21 protein-coding genes are annotated in these 23,710 nt (G+C 49.6%); 6 read left to right on the forward strand and 15 right to left on the reverse strand.

What is annotated here, in order from left to right; translation table 11 throughout:
• Positions 1-8: 8 nt before the first annotated feature.
• From HMPREF9441_RS01010 to rsmH, 15 genes are all read right to left on the reverse strand, one after another.
• Positions 9-827: a 1-acyl-sn-glycerol-3-phosphate acyltransferase gene (locus tag HMPREF9441_RS01010; protein ID WP_172634894.1), complete on the reverse strand. Its 819-nt coding sequence runs from the start codon at positions 825-827 to the stop codon at positions 9-11.
• Between the two features lie 74 nt (positions 828-901).
• Positions 902-1,267, reverse strand: coding sequence for a hypothetical protein (locus HMPREF9441_RS01015; RefSeq protein ID WP_008617031.1), 366 nt, complete (start codon positions 1,265-1,267; stop codon positions 902-904).
• 237 nt (positions 1,268-1,504) lie between these two features.
• On the reverse strand, positions 1,505-1,954 hold the full coding sequence (locus HMPREF9441_RS01020; protein WP_008617033.1) for a GatB/YqeY domain-containing protein: 450 nt from the start codon (positions 1,952-1,954) through the stop codon (positions 1,505-1,507).
• 22 nt (positions 1,955-1,976) lie between these two features.
• On the reverse strand, positions 1,977-3,296 hold the full coding sequence (ftsZ, locus tag HMPREF9441_RS01025) for a cell division protein FtsZ (RefSeq protein ID WP_008617035.1): 1,320 nt from the start codon (positions 3,294-3,296) through the stop codon (positions 1,977-1,979).
• Between the two features lie 21 nt (positions 3,297-3,317).
• Positions 3,318-4,670 carry a cell division protein FtsA gene (gene ftsA / locus HMPREF9441_RS01030; RefSeq protein WP_008617037.1) on the reverse strand — a complete coding sequence of 451 codons (1,353 nt, stop codon included), beginning with the start codon at positions 4,668-4,670 and terminating at the stop codon, positions 3,318-3,320.
• A gap of 1 nt (position 4,671) precedes the next feature.
• The gene (locus HMPREF9441_RS01035) at positions 4,672-5,409 is read right to left on the reverse strand and encodes a cell division protein FtsQ/DivIB (RefSeq protein ID WP_008617039.1); all 738 of its coding nucleotides are present in this window, start codon (positions 5,407-5,409) and stop codon (positions 4,672-4,674) included.
• Complete coding sequence (gene murC / locus HMPREF9441_RS01040; protein WP_008617041.1) at positions 5,406-6,782, reverse strand: UDP-N-acetylmuramate--L-alanine ligase; 1,377 nt, start codon at positions 6,780-6,782, stop codon at positions 5,406-5,408. The genes HMPREF9441_RS01035 and murC overlap by 4 nt, the downstream gene beginning before the upstream one ends.
• A gap of 69 nt (positions 6,783-6,851) precedes the next feature.
• Positions 6,852-7,979 (reverse strand): undecaprenyldiphospho-muramoylpentapeptide beta-N-acetylglucosaminyltransferase, encoded by a 1,128-nt coding sequence (gene murG, locus HMPREF9441_RS01045; protein ID WP_008617044.1) that lies wholly within the window; start codon positions 7,977-7,979, stop codon positions 6,852-6,854.
• 388 nt (positions 7,980-8,367) lie between these two features.
• Positions 8,368-9,576 (reverse strand): FtsW/RodA/SpoVE family cell cycle protein, encoded by a 1,209-nt coding sequence (locus tag HMPREF9441_RS01050; protein ID WP_008617045.1) that lies wholly within the window; start codon positions 9,574-9,576, stop codon positions 8,368-8,370.
• 17 nt (positions 9,577-9,593) lie between these two features.
• Positions 9,594-10,928, reverse strand: coding sequence for a UDP-N-acetylmuramoyl-L-alanine--D-glutamate ligase (gene murD / locus HMPREF9441_RS01055; RefSeq protein ID WP_008617046.1), 1,335 nt, complete (start codon positions 10,926-10,928; stop codon positions 9,594-9,596).
• A gap of 10 nt (positions 10,929-10,938) precedes the next feature.
• Positions 10,939-12,204: a phospho-N-acetylmuramoyl-pentapeptide-transferase gene (locus tag HMPREF9441_RS01060; protein ID WP_008617047.1), complete on the reverse strand. Its 1,266-nt coding sequence runs from the start codon at positions 12,202-12,204 to the stop codon at positions 10,939-10,941.
• A gap of 11 nt (positions 12,205-12,215) precedes the next feature.
• A complete protein-coding gene (locus HMPREF9441_RS01065; RefSeq protein ID WP_172634898.1) occupies positions 12,216-13,667 on the reverse strand; it encodes a UDP-N-acetylmuramoyl-L-alanyl-D-glutamate--2,6-diaminopimelate ligase in 1,452 nt (483 codons plus the stop codon).
• A 15-nt stretch (positions 13,668-13,682) separates the two neighbouring features.
• Positions 13,683-15,845, reverse strand: coding sequence for a penicillin-binding protein (locus HMPREF9441_RS01070; protein ID WP_008617049.1), 2,163 nt, complete (start codon positions 15,843-15,845; stop codon positions 13,683-13,685).
• Positions 15,842-16,390: an FtsL-like putative cell division protein gene (locus HMPREF9441_RS01075; protein WP_008617050.1), complete on the reverse strand. Its 549-nt coding sequence runs from the start codon at positions 16,388-16,390 to the stop codon at positions 15,842-15,844. Before HMPREF9441_RS01075 ends, HMPREF9441_RS01070 begins: the two co-directional genes overlap by 4 nt.
• Before the next feature lie 3 nt (positions 16,391-16,393).
• The gene (gene rsmH / locus HMPREF9441_RS01080) at positions 16,394-17,302 is read right to left on the reverse strand and encodes a 16S rRNA (cytosine(1402)-N(4))-methyltransferase RsmH (protein WP_008617051.1); all 909 of its coding nucleotides are present in this window, start codon (positions 17,300-17,302) and stop codon (positions 16,394-16,396) included.
• 195 nt (positions 17,303-17,497) lie between these two features.
• Here rsmH and HMPREF9441_RS01085 point away from each other — a divergent pair, with 195 nt between their 5' ends.
• The 6 genes from HMPREF9441_RS01085 (at position 17,498) to HMPREF9441_RS18540 (ending at position 23,663) form a co-directional block, all read left to right on the forward strand.
• The gene (locus HMPREF9441_RS01085; protein ID WP_008617052.1) at positions 17,498-18,238 is read left to right on the forward strand and encodes a peptidylprolyl isomerase; all 741 of its coding nucleotides are present in this window, start codon (positions 17,498-17,500) and stop codon (positions 18,236-18,238) included.
• Positions 18,239-18,390: 152 nt separating this feature from the next.
• Positions 18,391-19,539, forward strand: a complete 1,149-nt coding sequence (locus HMPREF9441_RS01090) for a PCMD domain-containing protein (protein WP_008617054.1) — start codon at positions 18,391-18,393, stop codon at positions 19,537-19,539.
• A gap of 20 nt (positions 19,540-19,559) precedes the next feature.
• On the forward strand, positions 19,560-20,375 hold the full coding sequence (locus HMPREF9441_RS01095; protein ID WP_008617056.1) for a porin family protein: 816 nt from the start codon (positions 19,560-19,562) through the stop codon (positions 20,373-20,375).
• Between the two features lie 37 nt (positions 20,376-20,412).
• Complete coding sequence (locus HMPREF9441_RS01100; protein WP_008617067.1) at positions 20,413-21,051, forward strand: calycin-like domain-containing protein; 639 nt, start codon at positions 20,413-20,415, stop codon at positions 21,049-21,051.
• A 435-nt stretch (positions 21,052-21,486) separates the two neighbouring features.
• Positions 21,487-23,472 (forward strand): calycin-like domain-containing protein, encoded by a 1,986-nt coding sequence (locus HMPREF9441_RS01105; protein WP_008617069.1) that lies wholly within the window; start codon positions 21,487-21,489, stop codon positions 23,470-23,472.
• A gap of 17 nt (positions 23,473-23,489) precedes the next feature.
• Positions 23,490-23,663, forward strand: coding sequence for a hypothetical protein (locus HMPREF9441_RS18540; protein WP_008617070.1), 174 nt, complete (start codon positions 23,490-23,492; stop codon positions 23,661-23,663).
• The last annotated feature ends 47 nt before the right edge of the window (positions 23,664-23,710 follow it).

The following is a 23,710-nucleotide window of genomic DNA, read 5'->3' on the forward strand; positions in this document are numbered from 1 at the left end:
TCTTCTCTTTATAACTTATACACTTGTTCCTTCACTTCCTGCGCCCACTGTTGGGGGCTTTTGGATTTGTCGAACGTGCTCCATGGTATCGGTTTCCCGATTACGACCCGATACTCGCCATGCCTGCTGCGGTACATCTCATCGGGTAAAAACAGCATGGCCAGGTTAAACTTGAGATGCAACCGTTTGCACCATTCCGCGATGGAATAAAAGCGGTCGGAATTCTGCCCTATAAAATGTATAGGCACCACATCCCGCCGGGTAGCCACACTTTTCACGATAAACGTCTTGTTCCATGCCAAGTCCCTTATGCTGCCGTCTTTCATACGCCGCGAACAAATGCCGGCCGGAAACATGATGACCTGGTCGTCGGAACGAAAAGTATTTTCTACCATTTGAGGGAAGTTACGCGCCTGTTTCCCCAACTTATTGATAGGTATACATAGGGGAGCCAATCCTTTCAGGTTCATCAGAAGATCATTCACCAAATACTTAATCTTCCCGTCGTAATGACGGCCGAGCACCATTCCCAAAGTCACCCCGTCTATGGCTCCCAACGGATGGTTGGACACAAAAGTATATTTTCGGGATAAATCGGAAATGTTTTCCAAACCGTCCACTTTTACCTTCACATCCAAATAAGCCAGTGTGTGTTCACAAAAGTCAACACCGACATAACCTTGACGCAGATACTCATTAATGAAATCCTGATGAATGAGACGTTTGAGCCCGTTAATCAGAAAACCGGGAATATATTTGGCTTTCTTTCCGGCACGCGTCCGTATGATGTCATCAAGATCGATTAATGTCACAGCTTTATCCGGCATGATTCTTTCCTTTGTCTCCATTGCAACAGCAACCCTCCATCTTTAACTTAATCTCCCCTATTCGTAAAGATGTCTCACGATACCGTCACTTTAGAGTTGTTAATGATATAAGTACCCTTCGGCAATCCACTAATCCAGTTTGTCCCTTTGTTCAGTCGGAACAACCCGTAAAATACACCATTGCCCTTATACACCGGAAGCATCTGGGAATGTTGGCTCGTAACCAACAACGAACCTCCCTTCATCTTAATCTTAATCGGATAAGTCGAAGAGACCCTTTTCGTTCTGTAAATATGAGTATATTCGGAAAAAGACACATCACGTCCTACCGAATCGGCTTTGGCCCGGATGGACACGCGGTCTACAGCCGAAGCGCTTACGGTACTAAAGAACGTCAATAGTGCCCACAAACTAACCTTTTTCCAACTATACCTACACATTACGTTTAAAATTAACTTCTATTTTGCAAAAATAGAATGAAACTATCAGTATCCAAGGTGAAGGCCGAATATTTTAAGAAATATTAGACATATAAGGTTTGAAATCCCCGCTCCGCTCTCATTTCCGTTTCAATATCCCGCCCTTCAAAACCGGATAAGAACCAACAAAAGCCGGATGTTACCCTACTTTCATTCCGTATCGTTACATCCGGCCTCCGTTAATTTTATTCCCAACCGTCAGGCCAATAATTGCTTTACTAAGGCACTGATAGCCTTACCGTCAGCTTTGCCCGCCAACTGTTTCGTGGCCGTACCCATCACTTTGCCCATATCCTTGGCACTCGTAGCGCCCACGGCAGCTATGATGGCTTTGATTTCCTGTTCCAGTTCTTCTGCCGAGAGCTGTTTGGGCAGGTAACGGCTGATGACTTCCACCTGGGCCAGCTCTTCATCGGCCAAGTCCTGGCGTCCCTGCTCCACGTATAAAGCCGCAGTGTCCTTACCCTGCTTGGCCAGTTTAGCTAAAATCTTCATAGCCGCATCATCCGTCAACTCATCGTTTGCCCCCGGAGCGGTTTTGGCTTCCAGGAAGAACTTCTTGATGTTCCGCAACGCTTCCAACGCGACTTTATCCTTGGCCTTCATGGCCACTACGATATCCTTGCTGATTTGTTCAAAAAGTGCCATATCTTATTCCTTTTATCATATACTAAAAAACTATCATCGACTTTTCCTCTCCATTAGTTCCTGCCGCCATGCTATCGGCCGCGTTATCCATCCCGGCCGTCTTGCTCTTGATGCTGGCCAGCACTTCCTTGCTACGCTTGTAGGTAGGCGTATCTTCCACCATGGAAATCACATCGTCATTATCCAAATCGTCTTCTCCGAAAATATAAAGATGATGCGGACGCTTGATTTCTCTTTGATTCATGTCATGCGTGTAAAACTCACGCCGACGTTCGGCCTTCTTTACGGCTATTTCCTCTTTCTGAGCCCGCGCCTCTTCGTCTTCAATGCCATGCTTGGCCATCACATTATCCATACCCGGCACGTTCTTCAGACCGAATCCGGTAGCCAGCACTGTGATCTTCACCTTCTTCTCCAACGTGGCATCCGTGGCCAATCCGAACTTCGTCTCCACATCATCACCGAACTTACTCATAAATTCATGCACTTCGTTCATCTCTTCCATGGTCAACTGGTCGCTCTCTTCCTGATCACAGAACGAAATGCTCAGCAACACCTTCTTGGAGTTGAATATGTCGTTGTTATTGAGCAACGGAGAATGAAGCGCACTTTCGATAGCTTGGCGCACACGTCCTTCACCCTCTCCGAATCCAGTACTCATGATGGCCACACCACCGTCTTTCAACACCGTGGTCACATCCTGGAAGTCGAGGTTTACAATACCATGTACCGTAATAATTTCGGCTATGCTCTTGGCGGCCACGGACAACGTATCGTCTGCCTTGGCAAAGGCATTCAGCACCGTAAGCTCCGGATAAATCTCGCGCAAGCGTTCATTATTGATAACCAACAGCGCATCGACATGCTTGGATATTTCCTCCACCCCGTCCAATGCCTGGTCTATTTTCTTCAACCCCTCAAAACGGAACGGTATAGTCACGATACCGACCGTCAGGATACCCATTTCCTTGGCACATTGCGCTATCACGGGAGCTGCACCGGTTCCGGTACCGCCTCCCATTCCGGCCGTAATGAAAACCATACGGGTTCCGTCGTTCAGCATTTCTTTTATACCGTCCAGACTCTCCATGGCCGCCTGCCGCGCACGCTCGGGGCGGTTTCCGGCTCCCAAGCCTTCTGTCCCCAATTGCAGACGTGTCGGGATAGGAGAGTCGCTCAAAGCCTGATTGTCGGTATTACACAGCACAAAACTCACATCATGAATACCTTCCTTATACATGTGATTGACGGCGTTACCTCCGCCACCTCCCACTCCGATCACCTTAATGATGCTCGGGCTGTTCGTTTTGAAGTTAAACCGAATATCTGTTTCTTCTTGCATAATCTATTTTGTTTTTCTATGTTATTCTTCAGTTACCGTTTTAGTCAAATCCACAAGCTTCTCCTTAAACTTCTTCCAAATTCCCCCTTTATTCTTCGGTTCCTCTCTTTCGTAGACTTCCTTATGCGTTTCCTCTACCGGAACAAAATTGGGAGCAGTCTGCGGTATTTCCTTTTCTTCTACAACCTCCTCGGGCACTTCCTCCTTCACTACGACCTTGGGTTCCACACAATTCTGGTTTCCTTCGTTCATCAACGCCAACAAAGTATTTAAAGAACCGTCCTTCACCACCTGCTCGGCATGAACAGCTTGTAACGCAAAAGGTACGATACGTGCAAAACGCGTTTTATCCGGATGAAGACGGACTGAAGCCGCTTTATCGAGATTCTTCACATTGGATGCCGCACCCGAAATGACAATTCCGGCCAACAACTTATCCTGATAGCCGCTATTACGGATCTGCGCTGCCACATTGCTCAAGATTTCTTCCTCACGAGCCTCTACAATGTCCACCAACAAACGCTCCTCAATCGTACGACCGTTGTTCACCAAAAGATTCTTGGCCAGTTCTTCACTGCTCAGATCGGAATAAGCCGAACCGTATTTCATTTTCAGCCCTTCCGCTTCATCCTCATCAATTTGCAGGCTGCAAAGATCCTGAGTGATATTATTTCCTCCTAACGGTATCACTGCCAGATGACGCAACAAGTTGCCTTTATATACTGCGACAGTAGTCGTTCCGTAACCGAAATCCACAAGAGCACAGCCCGAACGCTTCTCCGTATCCGTCAGCACGCAGCCGGCTAAAGCCATCGGTGCCACAAACATGCCGGCCACGTCAAGCCCGACCGCCTCCACACATTTCAGAATATATTCTTTGATTTCCGTTTTAGCGATGATATTCAGATAGGTTCCGTCTATCTGGCTGCTCAAGACCCCGACCGGGTCTACCGTAGTATCCAAACCCACATGATATTCCTGCGGAACCACTTCCAGTATTTCATAGCCGGCATATACCGTATTCCTGTTGGTTTTGAGCAAAGAATCCACCAACTCTTGCGAAACCACGGTTTTTGTGGCAAACTGACGTGACACCGTGTTCTTCTTTGCCCGTAACGACTGGCCTCCTATTCCGACAAAGACCTTACGCACACGCATATCCAGTGCATTCTCCATCTTGTCGACAATGTGTTTCAAACACATCACGGTCTTGTCTATATTATAAACCACACCCTTTCGGATACAGTGCCGTGCATCTACCTGTTCGATATCCAGCACCTGCACACTGCCGTCTATATTCTTGCACCCGGCCACACCTCGTATCTTCGAGGAGCCGAATTCTACCGCTACAATGATTTCTTTCTCTACAGCCATATCATTTCTTATTTTTCTTGCAAATAATTTGATTGTTATACTTCAGGCTGATCTGGGAGTACTTATTCCACCCCACCTTGTTCAGTCCTTCCGTATAAAACTCTTTCATCCTGCCCAGTTTGTCTTCCACATTTGTGGGACGCCCCAAAAGGATCGTATGTTCCCCTACTCGGGGCACTAATTCCACCTCGCCATTCTCCAGCACATGAATCTGCTGGATTTGGTGGTTCCAGAACGGGTTATCTTGTATCAGCCTCCCCAGACGAGTCAGATTCTGCCGGGCATACTGCGGTGTGATATCTCCGGTCGCCACGACCAAGTCGGCGTAATAGGACGATTTCGGCATCTGCCGGCCCGCACGGTCCAGATAGTAGTTCTGTCCGTCGGAAGACATGACATGCAATATAGGCAGACGCTGCTTGACGCGCACACACACCTTCCCGCCGGGCGTCTTATAGCTTGTTACATCCTCGATATAAGGATTCTTCCGCAAAGCCTCTTCTATCCGGCTCAACATCACCTGGTCCATTTTTTGTCCCGTCGGGTTGCATTTACGGCTTTCCAACAGCCTCAACACTTCTCCCGACTGGATAAAACCGGTCTGCAGACTGTCTTCGACCACAACCTCCACGCCATTGCACACAAGCCCTTCCTTGGGTTTGTTCAACACCGTGACTGCTGCGATAAAATAGCAAAACAGTCCCACCAACAACAATATAATGGCCAGCTTCTTAATCATCTCTCTTTCAATATCTCCGTAATCTGCGGAGCATAGGATTCCAAATCCCCGGCTCCTAACAATATAAATACATCCGCATCCGACTGCCGCACTATCTCCGGCACGTCTTCCTTCCGGCACAGGCATTTCTTCACCGTAGGAGCCAGACGGTCATATATCAGCCGGCTCGTCACGCCCGGGATAGGCGTTTCACGGGCAGGATAAATATCCGTAAGAATCACCTCGTCCAACAGCGAGAGGCTCTCGGCAAACTCTTTATAAAAATCACGCGTACGCGTATAAAGATGGGGTTGGAATATCGCTGCAATCTTCTTTCCCCGGTACAGTTCGCGGATGGATATCACGCTTTGGCGTATCTCGGCCGGATGATGGGCATAGTCCGTCAGGAAAACGGCCTTATCGTCTTTCAACCGGAAGTCGAAACGGCGGTCCACTCCTCTGAACGAAGCCATACCCCGCTTTATCTCTTCCGGTGTCACGCCGCTGATTTGCGCCAAGGCCATAGCCGCTATCCCGTTCTCGATATTAATGCTTACGGGAACTCCCAACTGCACATCCTTGATATGCCCTAACGGAGAGATAAAATCAAAATATATTTCACCGTCACCGATACGGATGTTCTCCGCATGGAAATCCCCGTGTCCCCGGCTATAGGAATAGGTCGTCACCCCCTCTTGTACATCCGGCTGCATCTCCAGTCCCTCGTGCAAGACCAGGAAACCTCCCGGACGAATCAAGGAAGTATATTTTCTGAAACTTTCCAGATAGGCCTCTTTCGTCCCGTAGATATCCAAGTGGTCGGGGTCGGTGGCTGTAATCACAGACGCATATGGCGTCAGCCAATGAAAAGAACGGTCGAACTCGTCGGCTTCGATGACCACGTAATCGCTCTTCGGAGAAAGAATGTAATTCGTACCGTAATTCTTGGTGATGCCGCCCAAAAAGGCATTGCAGTCCACGTGACTCTGATGCAGGATATGAGCCGCCATGGACGATGTGGTGGTTTTCCCATGCGTCCCGGCCACACAAAGCCCTTTATGGGCACGCGTCAACGTACCCAACACCTGCGCACGTTTCTCTATCTCGAATCCGTTCGCCTTGAAATAGGCCAGCTCGGCATGCTCGCCGGGGATGGCCGGTGTATAAACCACCAGGCAAGTGTCTTTGTCCCGGCAGGCGGAAGGGATTTGTTCCACATCCTCTTCATAGTGAATCCGGGCACCCTCTTCCTGCAACTTCCGCGTGAGTTCGGAAGGCGTGCGGTCGTAGCCTCCCACACAAAGCCCTTTCTGCAGGAAATAACGGGCGATGGCACTCATGCCGATTCCGCCTATCCCTACGAAATACACTGCTTTTATCGCGTTCATTTCCATCTTCTACTTCTTCCTTTAAATAAACCGCTCCCGCTCGGCAGAGGCAAGCGAGCTTGCCTCCGCGCTCGCTTAATCGCGGTTTTCCCTATATGCCACAGCGAGTTTGCAAACCTCTTCCGCAATGCGGTCGGCAGAGTCCGTGAAGGCCATGGCTTTGATATTCCGGCTCAATGCGGACAACTTGTCCGCATCCCGGATGACATTCAGAGCCAGACCGATTAATTTGTTCACGGCCTCGGCATCTTTGACGTAAAGCGCGGCCTGTTTGTCGACCAGGGCCAACGCATTTTTAGTCTGGTGGTCCTCGGCCACGTTCGGCGAAGGCACCAATATGGCCGGCTTACCCAACAGGCACAATTCCGAGATGCTGCTGGCCCCAGCCCTTGAAATAACCAAATCGGCAGCCGCGTATGCGTCTTCCATCTTGGCGATGAAATCCGTCACAAACAGATTGTCGGGCTGTCCCTTCAGTTTCAACTGTTCCTGTATCTGGGCAAAATAATAACCTCCCGTCTGCCAGATAAACTGCACACCGGAAGCCGAGATGGCCGTAAGATTAGCGAGCACACTCTCGTTCAAAGTACGCGCTCCCAGGCTACCGCCTATCAGGAGCACCGTTTTCAGCCCCGGCAACAGGCCGAAGTCGGCCAAAGCCTCTTCGCGGCTTTTGGTGTTCTCCAGCAAACCTTGACGGACAGGGTTTCCCGTCAGGATGATTTTCTCTTTCGGGAAAAAACGCTCCATTCCGTCGTAAGCCACACAAATCTTATCGGCCCGCTTGGCCAGCAACTTATTGGTCACTCCGGCATACGAGTTCTGCTCCTGTATCAATGTGGGGATTCCCATCGCCTCGGCCATATTCAACGTGGGACCGCTGGCATAGCCTCCTACTCCCACGGCTGCCATCGGCCTGAAATCACGGATAATCTTCCTCGCCATCCTGCGGCTTTTCCAAATCTTGAAAAGCACGGCAATATTCTTCAGCAAATGCTTGCGGTCGAAACCGCAAATCGGTAATGCCTTGATAGGATAACCGGCAGCCGGAACACGCTGCATCTCCATCCGCCCTTCGGCTCCGACGAACAATATCTCGGCTTCCGGATGCTGCGATTTGATGGCATTCGCAATGGACACGGCCGGGAATATATGTCCGCCCGTTCCTCCTCCGCTCACGATAATCCTTAACTCTTCTCTCATGAAACTGAATTTTATCAGCAAAAATAATAATAAATCCGGTATTTCTACCCTTTTTTCTTCCTTATTTTATTCTGAAAATGAATTATTTCTTACATTTCAGACCTTCACAGCCTGTCATTCTACGCCCTTACGGAAGATGACAAATCATTCTCAGCCGAACGATTTTCCAATCTCAGCCGAATGATTTTTCGTTCGCCTGAGAAAAATTTTCCAATCTGCGGCAAGTGATTCACAAGACATAAATTATTGAAAACAAGACTTCTACAAACAAAACCATCCACAGGCCTCACCCAAAGGGCAAGCTGCGGATGGCGAATCATAAATCATGACACAAGGGTAAGTCCGTTCCCTTCCCGAGAACATCACCGCCCCTCATGCGAATCTTTCTTCAATCTTCAGTTTCTTCCGTTACCTGAGGCTTTTTCTTGGCCGAACGGCTTACGCTCAGGATGACTCCCATATACACACAATTAATCAAAGTGGACGTACCTCCTTTACTGATTAACGGCAAGGGTTGTCCCGTCACCGGAAAGACTCCGACTGCCACGGCCATATTAATCATGGCTTGCGTGACGAGCATCAGCGATAGCCCCATCACAAGGAAAGCCGGGAAGTTTCGCTCGCACCGGCTGGCTATCCTGGCCGACCGGAAAAGCAACACGATATACAGGAACATGACGAAGGCACCACCGCCCAATCCGAGTTCCTCTATGACGATGGCATAAATGAAGTCGGAAAACGACTGTGGCAGGAAATCGCGTTCCACGGAATTTCCCGGCCCCCGGCCTATCACATTACACGTGGCAATGGCTATCTTGGCATGCGTCACCTGCGGATTCTTAGTCAAATCGTAGTCCGCCGCATTCTCCGGTATATTCCCATGCCCACGCACACGACTGGCCCACGTCGGCAAACGGTGCAGGCCGGGCCAGTCGCTCATGGATTCTATCGTAGAATCCGGTGCAAAACGCAAAAATGAAAACAAACTGGCTCCGGCAATAACGATAATCCCCAATAAGGTGCCTAACTGTTTCCAAGGTATCCCGCCTATGAACATCATCACCAGAATGACCAGAAAAGTCATGGCGGCTGTAGAGAAGTTTTCGGGCACAATCAACAAACAGATTACGACCGACACGCCCATAATCCACTTGAACGCACGACGTTGCGCCCCGGCCTCGTCGCGCATGCTCGAAAGAATCATGGCCGTCGTGGCAATCAACACGCCTTTGGCTATCTCGGAAGGCTGGAAACCGATACCGCCCACCTCAAGCCAACGGCTTGCATTGTTCACTTTCGTGGTAAACATGGCTATTCCAAGCAAGAATACGGACAACGGTATGCCGGCCAAAGGTATCAACTTAAAATAACGGCACGGTATCTTGTGCACCAAGATCGTGGCCAACACGCCCACGACGAAATATGAGGCATGTTGCAGAATCGGCTTCCAATAATATCCCGTCTTGTAACTCATATTGCTGGAAGCGCTATACACTTCTATGATGGATATCATGCCGAGGAAGAACAAAATCATCCAGATGACCTTGTCGCCTTCGAACAGGCTCCACTTCTTTAAAACTTTTGTTGGTGTGACCATCCTTTCGCTCCCTTACTTTACAACGCCCTTACCAATGACTTGAACTGTTCGCCACGGTCTTCCATGTTCTTGAACAAGTCGAAACTGGCACAACAGGGACTCAACAATACGGTATCGCCGGGACGGGCCATCCTGTAGCACGCCTCCACGCAGTCTTTCATGCTGTGGGTGTCGGCAATAGGAATACCGAACGAATCGAAAAAATCATGAAGTTTCCGGTTGTCCGCCCCGAGGAACACCAGCCCCACACATTTCTTCCGGACCAGTTCGGCTATGGCCTCGTAATCATTCCCTTTGTCTTTCCCTCCCAAAATCAATACCGTGGGCGTTTTCATGCTCTCCAATGCATACCAGCAGGCATCCACGTTGGTGGCCTTGGAATCGTTGATATAATCCACGCCACGCACACGCACCACTTTCTCCAAGCGGTGTTCCACGCCCTCGAAATCACCCAGGCTCTGCCGTATCACTTCATTCTTCACCCCGGCGATGTCGGCCGTGATGCCTGCCGCCAAAGAATTGTACATATTGTGCTTCCCGGTCAGAGCCAATGATTCCTGCTCCATGTTGAACGGCGTGGGGTATTCTATCACATATTGCCCGTCGGCCAGATAACCTATCATCCCTTCTTTCTTCAAGATGGAGAACGGACATTTCTTGGCCTTGATCTGGTATTTCTCCAATTCTTTCCGGATAATCGGGTCGTCATTCCAATAGACGAAGGCATCCGTCTCTTCCTGGTTCTGCAAAATGCGCATTTTGGCATCCACATAATTCTGCATGCAATGGTCGTAACGGTCCAGATGGTCGGGCGTGATGTTGAGCAACACGGCAATGTTAGCCCGGAAACGGTACATGTTGTCCAACTGGAAACTGCTCAGTTCTATCACATAGTAGTCATAATCTTTCTCGGCCACCTGCAAGGCCAGGCTTTGGCCGATATTTCCGGCCAACCCGACGTTGTAACCCGCTTTCTTGAAGATATGATAAATCAAGGACGTAGTAGTGGTCTTGCCGTTGCTGCCTGTAATACAAATCATCTTGGCGTGCGTATAGCGTCCGGCAAATTCTATTTCCGAGATAATGGGAATACCGGCAGCTTTCACCTTCAACACCATCGGGGCATCTTCCGGTATGCCCGGGCTTTTTATCACCTCGTCCGCATTCAGGACCAGTTCTTCCGTATGGCCGCCGTCTTCCCACGCAATTCCGTAACGATCCAGCATGTCCACGTAATGAGGCTTGATTTTTCCCATATCGGAAACAAAGACATCAAAGCCTTTTTTCTGAGCCAGCACCGCAGCGCCCACGCCGCTTTCGGCCGCTCCCAATATTACCATTCTTTTCCCCATAGCTTCTTCTTTATCTGATTTTTAACGTTATAATCGTCATGGCCGCCAAGATGACCGTGATAATCCAAAAACGGACCGTGACTTTCGACTCTAACCAACATCCTTTAGGCCAGTTGCACAGCACCTTCACGTCCGGAGCCAACTGTCCGGGACGCACCCGGAAAGTATCATGAATCGGGGCTCGCTTGAACACTCTTAACTTCAGTCCTTTCCGGTTCCCCCATTTCGCATAGTTCACTTGCAGAATCACGCTCAGGCTCTCCATCAGGAACACGAAACACATCAAGGGGATAAGCAATTCCTTATGTATGATGATGGCCGTCACGGCAATGATGCCTCCGATGGACAAACTGCCCGTATCCCCCATGAAAATCTGGGCAGGATAGGCGTTATACCACAAGAAACCGACCAACGCGCCTACAAAAGCACAGATGAAGATAACCAATTCCTCCGAACCGGGTATGTACATGATGTTCAGGTAACTGGCAAAGGCTATATGACTGGACACGTAGGCCAATACGCCCAATGCCACACCGATAATCGCCGAATTGCCCGCTGCCATGCCGTCCATGCCGTCGTTCAGATTCGACCCGTTGGACACGGCTACCACGACCAACGTAGTCATGACCACAAACAAGAACCACCCGGCAGCCGTCTTGTATTTTCCGCAAAAACTCATAATCTCGGCATAATCCAAGTTGTTGTCCTTCACAAACGGTATCGTGGTAATGGTCGATTTCACTTTCTCGCTTTTGTGTACGACGACTTCGGTGTTGCCCAAACGCTGTGTCGATACATTCTCCCGAATCACCGCGTCGGGACTGAGCCACAATGTCAGGCCGACGAAAAGTCCCAAAAGGGTCTGTCCTGCCAGCTTATACACAGGCCTCAAACCGTCTTTGCTTACTTTCATCTTGATGTAATCGTCCGCAAACCCCAAAACACCCAACCACACGGTCGTAATCAGCATCAGTATCATATAGATGTTACGCAAACGCCCGAAGAGCAGACAAGGAACGATGATGGACACGATGATGATGATACCGCCCATGGTAGGCACTCCCTTTTTCTCTACCCCGTAAGGGTCTATCGACTTGTCGCGCTGCGCCTCGCTCACGTTATGGCGTTTCATCCACTTGATGAAGTATTCCCCGAACCATACGGAAATGACCAACGACAGAATCAGGGTCAGCAAAGCCCGGAAAGAGATGTAGGTCCATATATGCGAACCGGGAATCCCGTACTCTCCTAAAAATCGAAACAAATAATACAACATGTGCGCAACGGTTAAATGCCAAATACTTCTTTTATCACCTCATGGTCGTCGAAATGATGCTTCACGCCTTTCACCTCCTGGTAATCTTCATGCCCCTTCCCGGCCACCAGCACCACATCTCCGGGCCGTGCCATCATGCAGGCTGTACGGATAGCCTCCTTGCGGTCGACAATGGAAATCACCTTGCGCATTTCCTCCTTGTCCAGTCCGGCCAACATATCGTTGATAATTTCCTGCGGCTCCTCGAAACGCGGATTGTCACTGGTTATGATTACCCTATCGCTGTTTTTCACTGCTTCCTGCGCCATAATCGGACGCTTGCCCTTGTCACGATTGCCTCCGGCTCCGCAGACCGTAATGACTTCGCCGCGCCGTTTCAGTATTTCGTTCACGGTCGACAACACATTGACCAACGCATCCGGCGTATGGGCGTAATCGACAATGGCAGTCACTCCTTCCTTCGAACGAATCGTCTCGAAACGTCCGTTCACCGGGCGCAATGTACTAAGGGCTACCAGAACGTCTTCAGCCCCGCGCCCCATACAAACGGCAGCAGCGTACACAGCCAACAAGTTGGATACATTGAAACGGCCTATGAAAGGAACGCTCACCTCTTTGCCATTGACATCCAGGCACATGCCTTCAAACGACTCTTCCAACACCTTTGCCTTGAAATCGGCAGCCGCGCGCAAAGAATAAGTCTTCACGACGGCCTTTGTGTTCTGCACCATGATCATTCCGTTGCGGTCGTCCACATTCGTCACGGCAAAAGCCCCCTTAGGCAAACCGTCGAAAAATGCCTTCTTGGCGTCGCGGTAGTTCTCGAATGTCTTATGGTAATCCAGATGGTCGCGCGTAAGGTTCGTAAAAATACCTCCTGCAAACTTCAGACCTGCAATACGATGCTGGGCTACTGCATGCGAACTGACTTCCATGAAAGCGTATTTGCATCCTTCGTCCGCCATACGTCCCAACAAACGGTTCAACGTAATCGGGTCGGGCGTGGTATGCTCTGTCGGGACAGCCTCATCATCTATATAATTGCAAACCGTAGAACAAAGTCCGCACTTATAACCGAACACCCGGAACATATTATATAATAAGGTGGCAATCGTAGTTTTGCCGTTCGTACCGGTCACTCCGATAAGTTGCAACTTGGAAGTCGGGTCGCCGTAAAACACCGTAGCCAACCGTCCCACCGCACTTTCGGAATCTTTCACTTGTACGTACGTCACCCCCTCGGCCTGCACCTCCGGCCATGCCTCGCACACTACGGCTACGGCTCCTTTCTCTACTGCCTTGCCGATATAAGCGTGACCGTCGGCCTGCGTCCCTTTGACCGCGACAAACAAATCGCCCGGCTGCACAAGCCGGGAATCCATATTGATTCCCGTAATATTCCGTACGGTATCGCCTGTGACCCGTACGACACTCACGCTTTTCAGCAAAATATCCAACTCCATCATCATGCTTCCCTCTTATCTTTTTAATTTAATCTGTATGGTTTGCCCTTTCTTATATTTGACGTACGGCGGGATGCTTTGCGAAACCACACGCCCCACGCCTTCCAATCTCACTTTCAATCCCCGGCTCTCCAGCATATACACAGCGTCTTTCGCCCCCATGCCTTTCACGTCCGGTACGATTTCCATCGGCGTATTGTCACCGCGCAACGTCACGACATTCCCGCTGTTCACCGCTTTCCCCCAAACGCTCTTTCCACCTTTGTCCGTACTCCAGTCTTGCCGGAAAGGAATATCCAGTTCTTTCAGTACTGCCCGCGTGGCATTCATATCACCGTCCAACACATCCGGAACGAAGACGGAAGCCGAGTCTGACGCTTCCGAGACATCGCGATATACCCCTTTCGCCATAACGCTTTGGGCGATCTCGCTGAACACCGGACCGCAATGTCCGCCTCCCGAAGCCGGCAGACCGGACTTTTGTATCGCGACGATACAACTGTACTTCGGCCGGTCTGAGGGATAATAACCGCAAAAACTGATAAGATATTTCATCCGGCCTCCATGATAACCGCCGCGCCCTTGGGCCACCTGGGCAGTACCCGTCTTGCCGGACACCTTGAAATCCTTGCATCCGGCTTTCTTGCCCAATCCTTTACTTACTACCATTTCGAGTATTTCCTGAATGTCGTTCAGTGTCTTCGGAGAGCATATCCGCTCTTTGATGACCTCCACCGGGAACTCGCGCACGATTTCACCATTCTTCCGGACAGCTTTTACAAAACGCGGACGTACCATCTTTCCGCCGTTGGCGATGGCATTATAGAAAGTCAGTGTGGCTATCGGCGGCATCTGGGTCTCATACCCGATGCTCATCCACGGCAAGGCAGTCTTCGACCAATTGCTACCGTCTTTCTTCGGGCGGCGTACCCGCGGCTCTCCGCTTCCCATCAAAGGTATATTCAGGGGAATGCCCACTCCTTCACGATACAGCCCATCCACGAATTTTTCCGGATGGTCTTTATAGTTGTCGTCTACCAAGCGGCTGACTCCGATGTTGGAAGAATACATCAGCACTTCGGGCACGCTGATTCTTCCGTAACCGCCACGCCGCCAGTTGTGATCCTTCATCACTCGTCCGTGCATCTCCCACTGCCCGTTGCCGGTGTCTACGAAATCATTCTTCGAAATCTTTCCGTCCTCCAACGCCACCATGATGGAAGCGGTCTTAAAAGTAGAACCGGGTTCCATTAAATCGGACACGGCATTGTTCTTCACCTCGCGATACTCGCCGTCTGCACATTTCGTCATGTTCACAATGGCCTTCACATCTCCCGTGGCCACCTCCATCAGCACCACCACGCCCACGTCGCCATTGATGTTTTTCAACTGTTTCAACAGGGCCTTTTCCGCCGCATCCTGCATGGACACGTCGATGGTCGTCTCAATATCATTGCCGTCCACCGGAGGGGCGTCCACCAAACTCAACCACTTATTACGCACTTTGGCACGATGGGATACGCCTTCCTTACCCCTCAAAATGGAGTCGTAGGAAAGCTCCAGTCCGTAACGCGCCGAATCCTTACTGGCATACAGAGCCCCCAACGTACGCGTGGCCAACGAACCGTATGGTTTCTTTCGTTGATTGAATTCCTCAGCATAGAATCCGCCCTTGAAAGGAGACTCTCGGAACAACGGTAATTTCTTGCATTCCTTATACTGGATGTAAGAAATTCGCCGACCGTATATCTGCCAGTTCCTCCGCCTCAACTTTTTCCCCTTTTTCAGCCGTTTCTTGAAATATCCGGCGGTTTTATCGGGAAAGGTCTTACTCAACCCCTGGGAAATGGAATCCAGGTCGGCTATCAACACACTGTCTCTCCAAGCCTGCAGTTCCTTGGCCGTTTCCGGATTCTTATCCGACGCGACATAATCCATATAAATCTTATATTCCGGCAAGGAACTGGCCATAATCTGCCCGTCTGCCGAAAGGATGTTTCCACGCTTGGCGGGAATGGGCACATTCTCTTTCACCAGCTTACGGCTCACCTGTGTCCAATACTCGCTCTCCACGAACATCAGGTAGGCCGCATTGCCCAATATATATAAACCGCCCAAGCTCATCAGTACGATGACCACGAAGAAACGGGGCATTATCTTTTTATTGTCGAAGTTCATTCTTCTTCCTCGTTTTGGGATTTAATCAAAAAAGGAGGTTCTTTCGGACTTTGCAGCACACTGTCCGGAGTCTGTCTCAAACTTTTTTCTATCTGGCTTTGCCGTGTCTTTACGGTCAACTCGCTGGAACGGGTCAGCGCCCGATATCTCACCTCCGTCAGTTCCGTCTTCAACTTTTCAATCTCAATCATCTCCTGCTCCGCAGAATAACGGTTCGTGATATAAATGATGGCAAAAAACGTACAGAGTAAAATCAATCCCATCTGACGACGCAACCACCCGGCCGTAAGGATGTCCCCACCCAATATCTCGCGTAAAGACACATTAGGACGCTGGTCCACCCCCTCACTCTCCGTGAAAGCTTTGATAGGAGACAGTTCGCCCGACTCGGCCTTTTCCTCATCGCCCGGCATCACACCATCCTCGTCGGACATGTCCCCGCCCGACACGGCCTCCTCCGCCCCGGGACTTCCGGCTGCCTCTTCCGTAGGCACACCCACGGGCTCCACGTCCGTTTTTTCTTCCAAATCCAGTTCTTCCTTCATCCTTTATTTCTTTTCCGCGATTCTCAACTTGGCACTGCGGCTACGGGGATTCGCACGCTGCTCCTCTTCTCCCGGCACTATCACTTTATTGTGGACAGCCCTGAGCGGACAATCCACATTGCCATAGAAATCCTGTATCCGCTTGCCCTCCACATTTCCGGTTTTGACTAAATTCTTCACCATCCGATCCTCCAAAGAATGATAGGTCAACACCACTAAGCGACCTCCCGGCCGGAGCAATTCGACCGCGGCCGTCAGCATCTCCTTCAAGGCGTCCATCTCCTGGTTCACTTCTATACGCAAAGCCTGGAACACCTTAGCCAATTCTTTCTTCTCCCGGTCACGCTCAAACAAAGGCTTTACCACCTCCATGAACTCTTCCGTCGTCTCGATCCTCCGGTGCATACGGGCTTTCACCACCCATGAGGCCAACTTACGGGCATTCTTCAATTCACCGTACAGATAGAAAATGTCGGCCAGCCGCTCTTCCGCGTAATCATTCAACACATCCGCCGCAGTCAGCCGCGCCCGCTGGTTCATCCGCATGTCCAGTTTCCCGTCGAAACGAAACGAGAACCCCCGTTCCGCATCATCGAAATGGTGGCTCGACACGCCCAAATCAGCCAGCAAACCGTCCAACTGTTCTACGCCGTAATAACGCATCCAGTTCTTCAGATACCGGAAATTGCTCCGGACAAATGTGAAACGTCCGTCAGCAACGATATTCGCCTCGGCATCCGCATCCTGGTCAAAACCATACAAATGCCCGGCCGCATCCAGTCGGGACACAATCGCCCGGCTATGTCCTCCGCCCCCAAAGGTGACATCGGCATATATCCCGGCAGGATTGACCACCAGACCGTCTACACATTCTTTCAACAAGACAGGGACGTGATAAACTGCTTCTTCCATCAATATTTTACATTACGCGAGGTCAAAGGTACGAATTTTCAGAGATACATACACCTTATTATAATAAAATATTTATCGACATGATGTTAATAAGTCTACGAAGGGAGAACGCGAGGCATCTGCAAGAAAAAGAGCGATTTATTTCCCGGCAGAAATAGTTTTTACTATCTTTGCCCGCAGTTAGACTGAAACCTTATGAAAAAACTCCTGTTATTGGTGATTCTGATAGGAATGACCGCATTTCATGCCCAAGGGAAAATCCGCGAAAAACGTTCGATTGTGCGATTGGAAACCACAATGGGTAACATCCGCATCGCGCTGAACGACGAAACACCGGTCCACCGAGATAATTTCCTCAAATTAGTTTCAGAAGGATTCTACGACGGAACGCTCTTCCACCGCGTCGTGAAAGACTTCGTCATTCAGGCAGGCGACCCGGATTCCAAACAGGCTCCGAGCGGAAAGATATTGGGGGAAGGAGGGCCGGGATATATGTTGGCCCCCGAAATAGACCTCCCTTTCCAATACCATAAGAGAGGAGCGGTGGCCATGGCGCGCGAAGATGACGCAAACAACCCGGACCGTCTGAGCAACGGGTCGCAATTCTACATCGTGTGGGGAAAGAAGTACCGCCCCCGGGAACTGGCCTTTGCCTGGGCGGGATTACGAGGTGGCCTATATGGTGATTTTGAAACCAACAGGGAAATGGAGCAAGAATACCTCACCACCGGGGGCACACCCGGGTTAGACGGAGGATACACCGTATTCGGAGAGGTCATCGAAGGGCTCGATGTGGTGGAAAACATCCAATCCACCGCGACAGATTCCCACGACCGACCGCAAACCGACATCGTAATCCTGCATGCCGTGGTAGAACAAAAATCGAAGAAGGCCGGAGCAACGGGCAAAAGGCGGTATTCGCCCGGATTATATTAAAAACATCCGATTTCATCGGTGTTTTCTTTTCTCTCCGCCCGCCTGCGCATGACGGGAAATAATGGTAAAACTACTCTTTATACCGTTTTTTGCGATTTAACCAACCTTTTTCATTACCTTTGCCTTGGTTTTAATTTAAGACTTGTATATTCATGAAGAAAATCTTATTCGGACTTTCTCTTTTTGCCGCTTTTTCGTTAAGCTCTTGCATACAAAACGAACCAGCTAACTCTGAGTGTGACATAGAAGAGGCTTATGTTCTCGCTTCAGACGAAAAGGCTTTGTTCTTCACCCCGAATGATGCCGTGAAGGACGTGGCGTCGTCCGACACGTCCATCGTGTTTTATCTGCGCGAGGACTTCACAGACTCCACACAGTTGCAAGCGCTGAAAATAAACTTCAAACTCACTCCGGGTGCCTCCATCACACCTGAAAACGGTAGTGTGCAAGACTTCACGCATGGCAGTGTACATTACAGGGCCACGTCCGAAGACCGTCAATGGCACCGGGATTATCACGTAAAGTTCGCACTCATACAGCCCATAGAGACCGACCTTTCTTTCGAGAACATCAGGATGGAAGCCAACGGACGTTATTATGAGTGGTTCGAAAAATCGGCACACGGCAATGACATCTCCCAATGGGCAACCGGCAACCCGGGTTACGCCATCAGCCGTTCGTCCGCCCAACCCGACGAGTTCCCTACGATACCGTGGACGCAGGATGCCGTAAGCGGACAGTCCGTCAAGCTCGAAACGTGCGACACCGGTCTTTTCGGTGCCATGGTTAATATGCGCATCGCGGCGGGCAACTTGTTTATCGGGACGTTCGACGTGGCTAACGCTCTGAAAGACGCCATGGCCGCTACACGCTTCGGACTGCCGTTCAACAAGAAACCGTTGCGTTTTGAAGGATATTATAAATTCAAGCCGGGCGAAAAATTCCAAAATAGAAAAGGAACCATCATCGAAGATCGTATCGACGAACCGGACTTATATGCCGTATTATATAAAAATACGGATGAACACGGGCAGCCCGTTACCTTGAAAGGCGACGACGTGTTGACCCACCCCAACATCGTGGCTTTGGCACGCATCCAAAATCCGGTGCACGATTTCAATACCTGGACCCGCTTCGACATCCCCTTTGAATATAGCGGCAACGTAGACGAAAAACTATTGAAAGCTTACGGTTACAATCTGGCAGTCGTCTTCACGTCCAGCATCGAAGGAGCCAGTTTCTGCGGCGCCGTTGGAAGCACGCTGCTGGTAGATGAAGTGAAAGTGGTTTGTGAAGAATAACCCATAATAAAGAAGAGAACATGAAACATCTGAAATATATCCTAATCTTTGCCCTGTCATCGGCCATGGGCACGTTACAGGCACAAGACCTCAAAGAACTGATGAAGGAGAACCGCGAGAACCGGGAAGCCAACTATGCGAAATGGGGACCGACATCCGACCACAACGGTATGGGCTATGTCGTCAGAGCCGGATTCGTGTTGGGCGGAACAACTCCTCTTCCTCTTCCCAAGGAAATCCGTAAAATCAACGAATTCGCTCCGAAAGGCGGTTTCAGTTTAGGAATAGACGGATATAAGTATTTCAATACGAAATGGGGACTTTCCGCCGGACTTCGTTTTTTCATGCAAGGCATGCGCACGGGGGCAGAGGTGAAAAACTACAACATGGCCATCGTGATGGGCGAAGACGTGGTAGAAGGACGTTTCACGGGTACGGACATTACCGAGACCCGCATGACGGGCTTTACGATTCCCGTAACGGCCACCTACCGTGTAGGAGCCAGATGGACATTCAATCTCGGCCCATACGTCAGCTATTGGATCTATCGTGACTTCGACGGCGAAGTCTTCGACGGTTACCTGCGCGAAGGTTCGCCCGTGGGGCAAAAGATAACCATCGGCGCCGACAATCCAGCTTCCTACGATTTCAGTGACGACATGCGCCATTTCTCCTGGGGGATGGAATTCTGCGCAGACTTCCGCATAAAGAAGCATCTTAACGTCTTCGGCCTGTTGGACTGGGGTATGAACGATGTGTTCAAAAGCGACTTTGAAACCGTCACGTTCTCACTCTTCCCACTCTATGCCACTTTCGGAATGGCTTACTACTATTAATACATAAAAATATTATCAATCATAAAATTTCAAAGTTATGAAGAAATTACTACTCGCAACACTCACCGCCTGCGGCGTATGGCTTGGTGCACAAGCCCAAAACACGACACATGATTATACGGACGACTTGGTAGTTTCCGTGGACAACTTCTCCACTCCTCCCATGCCGACCACTGTCTCCATAGAGTTTCCGGAAGAAGGGCTTATCAACATCGAGCTGAAAAACTTCACATTGGAGATGGAAGGCGCAGACCCCATCCCCGTAGGCAACATACATGTCAGCGAAGTCCCGGTCACGCCACAAGGCGACTACAACGTTTTCGACCTGAAACAGAAAACAGCCACTTTCAGCGACGGCGACCCCGGCACCCTTTGGATGTGGTCACTCTTGTTTCCGAATGGGCTTCCCATTGACATCTCCGGAAAAATATCCGACACCAAGCTCTACTGCACGCTCGACCTCACTTTCGGTACTCAAATCATCCACGTAACTTTCGGTAAGGACGATTTCGAGTCTTCCATCCATTCCACATGGGCCGGAAAGCAAACAGAGACCACAAACGTCTATACCCTGCAAGGCATGCGGGTAAAGAGCAACGTAGCCAAGACCCATGCCTTAGACGGATTGCAGAAAGGCATTTATATTGTAGACGGCAAGAAAGTTATCAAAGAATAAAGCAACGGGCTGCGATTCCCCCAAAAAAAGAAGATAAATGCCGATGGAGTGCGCTCCATCGGCATTTGTCGTATAAATAACTGAATACAAGCCATTTCCCCACCTCCACAATCTTCCGTACAGATCTGCGGAGAACGAAAAATCAATCTGCTTAGAATGATTTTTCAATCTCCTGAGATTGATTCGCCCCCTTCAGCCAATGGCATTCGGCTTTTCGTTATATTGACAAAACCCCGTCCCTCTCCTTCTTTTCATCCTCCTCCCCATCCCTCGTTCTGCAAAAACGGTAACCCCATACTTTTACTGAAAATACTACCGTAAATTCCGAAAATTCTACCGAAATAGGAAACGATTTTTTCACTCCTCTGCCTACTTTTGTATTGGCCAAACAAACTAAAACCGGTTATTTACGAACTACAAAAAAGAAAGAAAAGAATGAAGAGATTATTTACTTTTTTATACCTCGCCACGTACCTTACGGGCGTACAAGCGCAAGGGGTATACCAAATCCCAAATTCGGACTTCGAGATTTGGATAAGCGACAAAGAACCCGGAAACGGTTGGAACTCTTTTGCCAGCGCAAGGACAGACGATTTAAGTGCCATTATAGCAAATATTGCTAAAGGCCAATCGCCAAACCCAGAAAAGGTAGAAGGATATAACAGCGCAACCGCTGTAAAACTTTTCTCTAAAGACTTAAGCCTTGCAAAAGCCAACGGCAACCTTACCACAGGGAAAATCAACATGGGTTCCACATCTCCTAAGAATGAAAAAAATTATAATTATACGGATTTGACGAGCAGCGACCACAGCCTTTTATTTGCCGGGACACCGGACTCTGTGTCTTGCATGGCCAAATTCACAAGCGGCGGCAGCACCAACGGAAGAGGACAGTTCATCCTGCATGACAGTTACAGCTACAAAGACCCGGAAAGCTCAAACGAAAGCGGCTATGAAAGCTATAAAACGGCTATAGCAACCATCTATATTACGGAAACAGAAGATTGGAAGTATTTCTCTGCCCCATTCGAATACACAAACAATACAGCTACAGCAAACACACAGTACATGTTGGCATCGTTCACCACCAATCCTATTCCTGGAGGGTCAGCCAACGACATACTCATCATAGACGATGTAAAGTTGATATATAATTCCGAACTCACCTCCCTCAGCTATGATGATACAGACATATTCGTGAAAGGGCAAACTGATTACAACCTGGGCAGCGTGGGCTACGATGCCTCCAAGATTTCATACACCCTAAACAGTAAAGGGGCAACCGTGGAAACATCCTACGATGAAAGCACGAGTGTTTTGACCCTGACTGTGAAAGGCAACGACATCAGTGTGAACCCAGACAACCAACATGCCTACACTATCCAGTTTGCAAAAGAGGTTGCCGAAACACAGCAATACAGCAACACCCTTCTCGTCAACGCATTTGGTACACCCACCGAACCGACCCTAAACACCATCAACCTCATCTGGTATAAGGACGGTTCTTATTCTTTTGAATTAAAAGGGTTTGAATTCGGAGGAATGACCATGGGCGATATTGTCATCAACAACCTGGATGTCTATACGGAAAATGACATTACGACATACTCCAAAGTAAATGAAGAGGTTTACATCGAGGGGTTGAGCGTGAGTGTCCCTATAACCCTGAAAGCATTAGTAAGCAAAGGTAATATGACCGCAACCATAAACATCCCATTGAGTGAAGGAATGGAAGTTAATGTTTCCTTTGCCCCTTGTTTGGTAATAGACAACACACAAAACGCGATTGTGGAAACGGACGGCCTATATAACGTAACATTCAATCGCACATTCCCCATCGGATGGAGTTCCATCTGCCTGCCCTATGCCACAACCGTAGAGGCTCTCGGGGCTGTACAGATTCAGGAATTTACTGGTTGCGAACAAAACACATTAACTTTCCAAAAGATAGAAAACGGTGAATTAGCCGCACATACACCTTATTTAATATATTTCGAGAATGCCACAACAGAAAGTGATACACCTTGGTTCTGTGTAGACGGTATCAGTACAGGCAAACCCGTTTCCGTAACCCACGGCAACGTAACCTTCACCGGCAACTATGAAGCAGGCAGGAACATGGAAGGCCTTTACGGCGTGGCCGAGAAGGACGGTGCGCAATACATCATGCGTGGCGGAGCGGGCAGTACACTGGGCAGCACAGGAGCCTATTTCACCGTAAGCGGCTCTGAAGTGAATTCCCTGCAACTCCGGTTGGACGGAATCGAAACAAGCATCTCCGGCGTGCAAACCGGACAGGACGGCCAGGCTTTCGACATCTACACCCTCAGCGGCATTAAGGTGCGCAGCCAAGCCGCCACAACCGACGGCCTGCCCAAAGGCATCTACCTCATCAACGGGAAAAAACATATTGTAAAATAAGAAAAAGGACAAAGAACATGAAAAAAGCTTTTTATACCACACCCGTCACAAACGTCATGGAAGTGGAAACCACTGGGAACATCTTATCAGGTTCCGACCGCTTGGGCACGGGTGACCGCAACAACGTGGGAATGCAAGATGACATCTTCAACGGAGAATTCCGTAGCAACCAGAATATCTGGGACTTCTAAACCTCAACGAACGCTTATATAGCCAAGCCGCATCCTTTCCATTCCGT

It is taken from the genome of Paraprevotella clara YIT 11840, from assembly GCF_000233955.1.
GTDB lineage: Bacteria > Bacteroidota > Bacteroidia > Bacteroidales > Bacteroidaceae > Paraprevotella > Paraprevotella clara.

Coding starts and splice junctions, on each gene's coding strand:
- HMPREF9441_RS01010 (WP_172634894.1), bottom strand. CDS start 827: ATGCCGGATAAAGCTGTGACATTAATCGATCTTGATGACATCATACGG.
- HMPREF9441_RS01015 (WP_008617031.1), bottom strand. CDS start 1,267: ATGTGTAGGTATAGTTGGAAAAAGGTTAGTTTGTGGGCACTATTGACG.
- HMPREF9441_RS01020 (WP_008617033.1), bottom strand. CDS start 1,954: ATGGCACTTTTTGAACAAATCAGCAAGGATATCGTAGTGGCCATGAAG.
- ftsZ (WP_008617035.1), bottom strand. CDS start 3,296: ATGCAAGAAGAAACAGATATTCGGTTTAACTTCAAAACGAACAGCCCG.
- ftsA (WP_008617037.1), bottom strand. CDS start 4,670: ATGGCTGTAGAGAAAGAAATCATTGTAGCGGTAGAATTCGGCTCCTCG.
- HMPREF9441_RS01035 (WP_008617039.1), bottom strand. CDS start 5,409: ATGATTAAGAAGCTGGCCATTATATTGTTGTTGGTGGGACTGTTTTGC.
- murC (WP_008617041.1), bottom strand. CDS start 6,782: ATGGAAATGAACGCGATAAAAGCAGTGTATTTCGTAGGGATAGGCGGA.
- murG (WP_008617044.1), bottom strand. CDS start 7,979: ATGAGAGAAGAGTTAAGGATTATCGTGAGCGGAGGAGGAACGGGCGGA.
- HMPREF9441_RS01050 (WP_008617045.1), bottom strand. CDS start 9,576: ATGGTCACACCAACAAAAGTTTTAAAGAAGTGGAGCCTGTTCGAAGGC.
- murD (WP_008617046.1), bottom strand. CDS start 10,928: ATGGGGAAAAGAATGGTAATATTGGGAGCGGCCGAAAGCGGCGTGGGC.
- HMPREF9441_RS01060 (WP_008617047.1), bottom strand. CDS start 12,204: ATGTTGTATTATTTGTTTCGATTTTTAGGAGAGTACGGGATTCCCGGT.
- HMPREF9441_RS01065 (WP_172634898.1), bottom strand. CDS start 13,667: ATGGAGTTGGATATTTTGCTGAAAAGCGTGAGTGTCGTACGGGTCACA.
- HMPREF9441_RS01070 (WP_008617049.1), bottom strand. CDS start 15,845: ATGAACTTCGACAATAAAAAGATAATGCCCCGTTTCTTCGTGGTCATC.
- HMPREF9441_RS01075 (WP_008617050.1), bottom strand. CDS start 16,390: ATGAAGGAAGAACTGGATTTGGAAGAAAAAACGGACGTGGAGCCCGTG.
- rsmH (WP_008617051.1), bottom strand. CDS start 17,302: ATGGAAGAAGCAGTTTATCACGTCCCTGTCTTGTTGAAAGAATGTGTA.
- HMPREF9441_RS01085 (WP_008617052.1), top strand. CDS start 17,498: ATGAAAAAACTCCTGTTATTGGTGATTCTGATAGGAATGACCGCATTT.
- HMPREF9441_RS01090 (WP_008617054.1), top strand. CDS start 18,391: ATGAAGAAAATCTTATTCGGACTTTCTCTTTTTGCCGCTTTTTCGTTA.
- HMPREF9441_RS01095 (WP_008617056.1), top strand. CDS start 19,560: ATGAAACATCTGAAATATATCCTAATCTTTGCCCTGTCATCGGCCATG.
- HMPREF9441_RS01100 (WP_008617067.1), top strand. CDS start 20,413: ATGAAGAAATTACTACTCGCAACACTCACCGCCTGCGGCGTATGGCTT.
- HMPREF9441_RS01105 (WP_008617069.1), top strand. CDS start 21,487: ATGAAGAGATTATTTACTTTTTTATACCTCGCCACGTACCTTACGGGC.
- HMPREF9441_RS18540 (WP_008617070.1), top strand. CDS start 23,490: ATGAAAAAAGCTTTTTATACCACACCCGTCACAAACGTCATGGAAGTG.